The 3,794-nt window shown below is 49.0% G+C and carries 2 protein-coding genes and 2 pseudogenes; 1 reads left to right on the forward strand and 3 read right to left on the reverse strand.

Annotated elements, in window-relative coordinates; all coding sequences use genetic code 11:
* Positions 1-113: 113 nt before the first annotated feature.
* The 3 genes and pseudogenes from RQM65_RS18850 to RQM65_RS18975 form a co-directional block, all read right to left on the reverse strand.
* On the reverse strand, positions 114-389 hold the full coding sequence (locus RQM65_RS18850; RefSeq protein ID WP_314017260.1) for a hypothetical protein: 276 nt from the start codon (positions 387-389) through the stop codon (positions 114-116).
* A 191-nt stretch (positions 390-580) separates the two neighbouring features.
* Complete coding sequence (locus RQM65_RS18855; RefSeq protein ID WP_314017262.1) at positions 581-835, reverse strand: PQQ-dependent sugar dehydrogenase; 255 nt, start codon at positions 833-835, stop codon at positions 581-583.
* Positions 836-925: 90 nt separating this feature from the next.
* Positions 926-1,773, reverse strand: a pseudogene (locus RQM65_RS18975) (ThuA domain-containing protein).
* 269 nt (positions 1,774-2,042) lie between these two features.
* Here RQM65_RS18975 and RQM65_RS18865 point away from each other — a divergent pair.
* Positions 2,043-3,239: pseudogene (locus tag RQM65_RS18865) on the forward strand (IS256 family transposase); the annotation flags it as partial.
* Between the last annotated feature and the right edge of the window lie 555 nt (positions 3,240-3,794).

Genomic DNA, 3,794 nt, shown 5'->3' on the forward strand with positions numbered 1-3,794 from the left:
GATAGACCGGACCTGCCATCGGGTTGATTGCCGCCGCTGCCCATCCCTGTGGGAATTCCTCCGAACGGTAATAGGTCATCGGGATCATCGATTTTGGGCGGGGGGCAGTTTCTTCAGTCCCGTATTGTTGGGCGAATCGTTACCAGATGTTCAGGATCGAATTTGCGCCATGAGGTTTCGGCGGCAAAATCGAAATCGTTATAGGCTTCGTTGTAGCCACGGGTATAGGGCCAGCCCCCAAAACCCCGCTTTTCGCGCCTGTCGTACTCGCCCATCCCGCTAGGTCCGCGATTGGGGTCCGCCTTTCCGGCATCGGGACCGATATCGCCCCAGTACAGATAGCCCGTTCGGCTATCGATGGAATGCCGGAACGGGTTCCGGTTGCCCATGACATAGATTCGGGCCTGGTATCCGGCATCCCCTTGGGAAACAGGTTGTCTTCGGGAATGGAATAGGTGCCATCGTCTTCTGGGGTTATCCGAAGAATTTTCCCTCTCAGGTCATCGGTGTTCGCGGCCGATCGCTGGGCATCGAAGGCCTGTCTTCCTTCCCGTTCGTCGATAGGCGCAAACCGGAAGATTCAAAAGGGTTCGTATTGTCGCCCACGGTGATGAACAGGTTGCCTTCGGGGCCGAACTCCAATGCCCCACCGCTGTGGCAAACAATGCCGGTCGGTCGGTATCTCGAGCAGGACTTTTTCGGAAGCCAGGTCCAATTCTTTGTCCTTCAAGGTAAAGCGGGAAACATGCTGTTTCGATTCCTCGCCGGCTACGGAATAGAAGAGATAGATCCAGTTGTTTTCTTCATAGTCCGGGTCTACGGCCAATCCGAGCATCCATCTTCATTACCGTAGAAAAGCTCTAATTGTGCGATGCTTCCGTCTGCCGGGTCTCGAAATCATAGTATTTCAAGGCGCCCCTGCGTTCTACGAACAATATGCCCTCGCCCGGCATTCGTCGAGTTCCATAGGTTCGTTGAGGTTAAAATCCAATACTTTCTTGACAAAGCGGTCCTCGGGGGGAACGCGGTCGGATTTGGACAGGCCGTAATCCAGTTTTCCGTCCCCCATGGCATATTGGATACCACCGAATAAATGGGCCAAAAATTTGGGATCTTCGAAGGTTTCATCGGTATGTCCCATTTCGGTGTAGAACGCTCGGCCGCCGTCGTATTCGTGATACCAGGAGATAGGATGATCTTCGCCGTTCGTTCCGCCCTCGTAACTCTGTTCGTCAATGGATATCAGGACGTTGATATTGGGATTTATATTTTTAAAGTTGTACCACTCGTCGCTTTTCGTCCATCCGCATCCATGTCCTTGGTGGAGGGATGGCCGGTGTCGACAATTTCCAGTTTGGCCTCCTGTACCTTCGGATGGCCGTCAAAGACCGCCCCGACCAGTTGGTTTGTACCAGGGCCAATCGTATTCGGTATCCGTCGCCGCATGTATCCCACAAAACCTCCGCCCGCCTGGATGTAGCGTTCGAAGTCGGCCTGTTGTACATCGTTCAGGACATCTTGGGTGGTATTCAGGAAAACGACGGCGGAGTAGTTCTGCAAGGAGTCCTCGACAAAATATCCGGCATCTTCGGTAGCGGTCACCTTAAGTCTGTTCTCCGACCCCAGCCTGTGGATGGCCGCGATGCCGGCTTCTATGGATCCGTGCCGAAAGCCCGAGGTTGCTGAAGACAAGATCTGTTTTTCGGTGTTTCCGCAAGACGCTGTCAGCAAGACCAAAATGGAAATAAGGATAAATTCGGCAACCCTTGACAACGGAAAATAGGGAGAGAAAATCTTCTGACGGGTCTTGTTTGTGAAATGTATGTATTCATTGCTCGTGGGTGAAGGTATTAATCGAGGTAAACGGAAAAAGTTTGGTCGGTTGCTTGAATAATTTTGCTAAACTTTGGTCAAAAGTACTTTATGAAAAGTTCAAGAAATCAAGTGAAAACTACACAAATCATGGCATTTTTTTGGGAGAGTGTAAACTGAGACTCTGTCTGAAATAAATTTTATATCATTAATTTTATTCAGACAGAATCATGAGAAAAGGAGAACAAACGGAATTCGAGAAAAAGGTACTTGACCAGTTCATGTCGGGCAAGAACCTTTTCGGCAAGGGCGGCGCGTTCGCCCCCATGCTGAAGAACGTCATCGAGAAAGCGCTCGAAGCGGAGATGGAAGGCCATCTCGGCGAGGCCCAGCGTAACGTTGGGAACAAACGCAACGGCAAGGGCAAAAAGACCATCAAGAGCGGCTACGGCACCTTCGATATCGAAACGCCCCAGGACAGGCAGAGCAGTTTCGAGCCGGAACTGGTAAAAAAGCGACAGACCATCCTGGCGGACAACCTGTCCGATAAGATCATCGGGCTTTATGGCCTGGGCATGAGCTATCGCGACATCTCCTCGCATATAAAGGAAATGTACGACACCGATATCTCGCACACCGTGCTGAGCCAGATAACCGACAGGATCATACCCGACGTCAAGGCATGGCAGAACCGCCCCTTGGAACCGCTCTATTGTATAGTATGGCTCGATGCCATGCACTACAAGGTGAAGGTGGACGGGAAGATAGCCCACAAGGCACTTTATAACATCTTGGGCATCAACAAGGAAGGCCGAAAGGAAATATTGGGCATGTACATCTCCGAGAGCGAAGGGGCCAACTTTTGGCTGCAGGTGCTTACCGACCTGAACAACCGCGGCCTGAAGGATATCCTGATCGCCTGTACGGACAACCTCCGGGGATTTACCGATGCGATATTGGGCGTATTCCCCAAAGCGCAGGTACAGCTCTGCATCGTGCACCAGATAAGGAACTCGCTCAAATATATCGCCTCCAAGGACCAAAAGGAATTTATGCGCGACCTGAAACTTGTGTACCGGGCGTCGAGCAAAGAGGTCGCGGAAGACGAACTCCTGAACCTCGAAGTGAAATGGGGAAGCAAATATCCCGTGGTCATCGAGAGCTGGCAACGCAACTGGGAACAGCTATCGCAGTATTTCCAGTATACCGAACCTATAAGGAAGATCATCTATACCACAAATGCGGTGGAAGGCTTCCACCGACAGGTCCGAAAGGTGACCAAGACCAAGGGCGCGTTCACGAACGACATGGCCCTTATGAAACTGATATACCTGGCCACAAAGAACATTGAAAAGAAGTGGACCAGCCCATTGCATAATTGGAGCCTGACCGTTCAACAACTTTATATTAAATTTGGGGACCGAATACAGTTCGACCTGAGAACAGGGCCCAAAGAGAACGCCGCTGCCGCGGGGGCGCATTCCAAAACCCGTCGGATAAAAGATCCGACATGTTTTGAAATGGATGAAAAGTGAACCGGACAGAGTTAATTACACACCCATAACGAATCAGAATATTCTATCTTCTTTTTCAAGGTTTTATAGAAAAAACAATTACCGGTTTAGGCTCTTTCACCACTAATGATACCGTAGGTTTCAAAATTGCTTACATATTAATATTTCTTTTCCTTTCAGTTTATTATATAACACGTATTCTGAAAAAATACCTTCCTAAATCCTGTTTGTTACATCAATTATTACACTTGTTCTATGCTGCTACTTCATCTCTAGAATTTCCAATCATTCTATCATGTTTTTACCTCAATTTGACGGCTTAAAGTATTTAGATATAATTTTTTACATCGCGCCCTATTGCACGTAATATTACTGTTCACAAACAGAAAAACAAACTCGACAACACCCACAAGGACGTTTTTTTTCTTGAAGACAAAATCCACGACGGCGGAAATTGACAATGAACTA

Source organism: Pricia mediterranea, assembly GCF_032248455.1.
Lineage (GTDB): Bacteria > Bacteroidota > Bacteroidia > Flavobacteriales > Flavobacteriaceae > Pricia > Pricia mediterranea.

What these genes read in the sequence shown, in the direction of transcription:
- RQM65_RS18850 (WP_314017260.1), bottom strand. Translation starts at nt 389, where the DNA reads ATGGGCAACCGGAACCCGTTCCGGCATTCCATCGATAGCCGAACGGGC.
- RQM65_RS18855 (WP_314017262.1), bottom strand. Translation starts at nt 835, where the DNA reads ATGCTCGGATTGGCCGTAGACCCGGACTATGAAGAAAACAACTGGATC.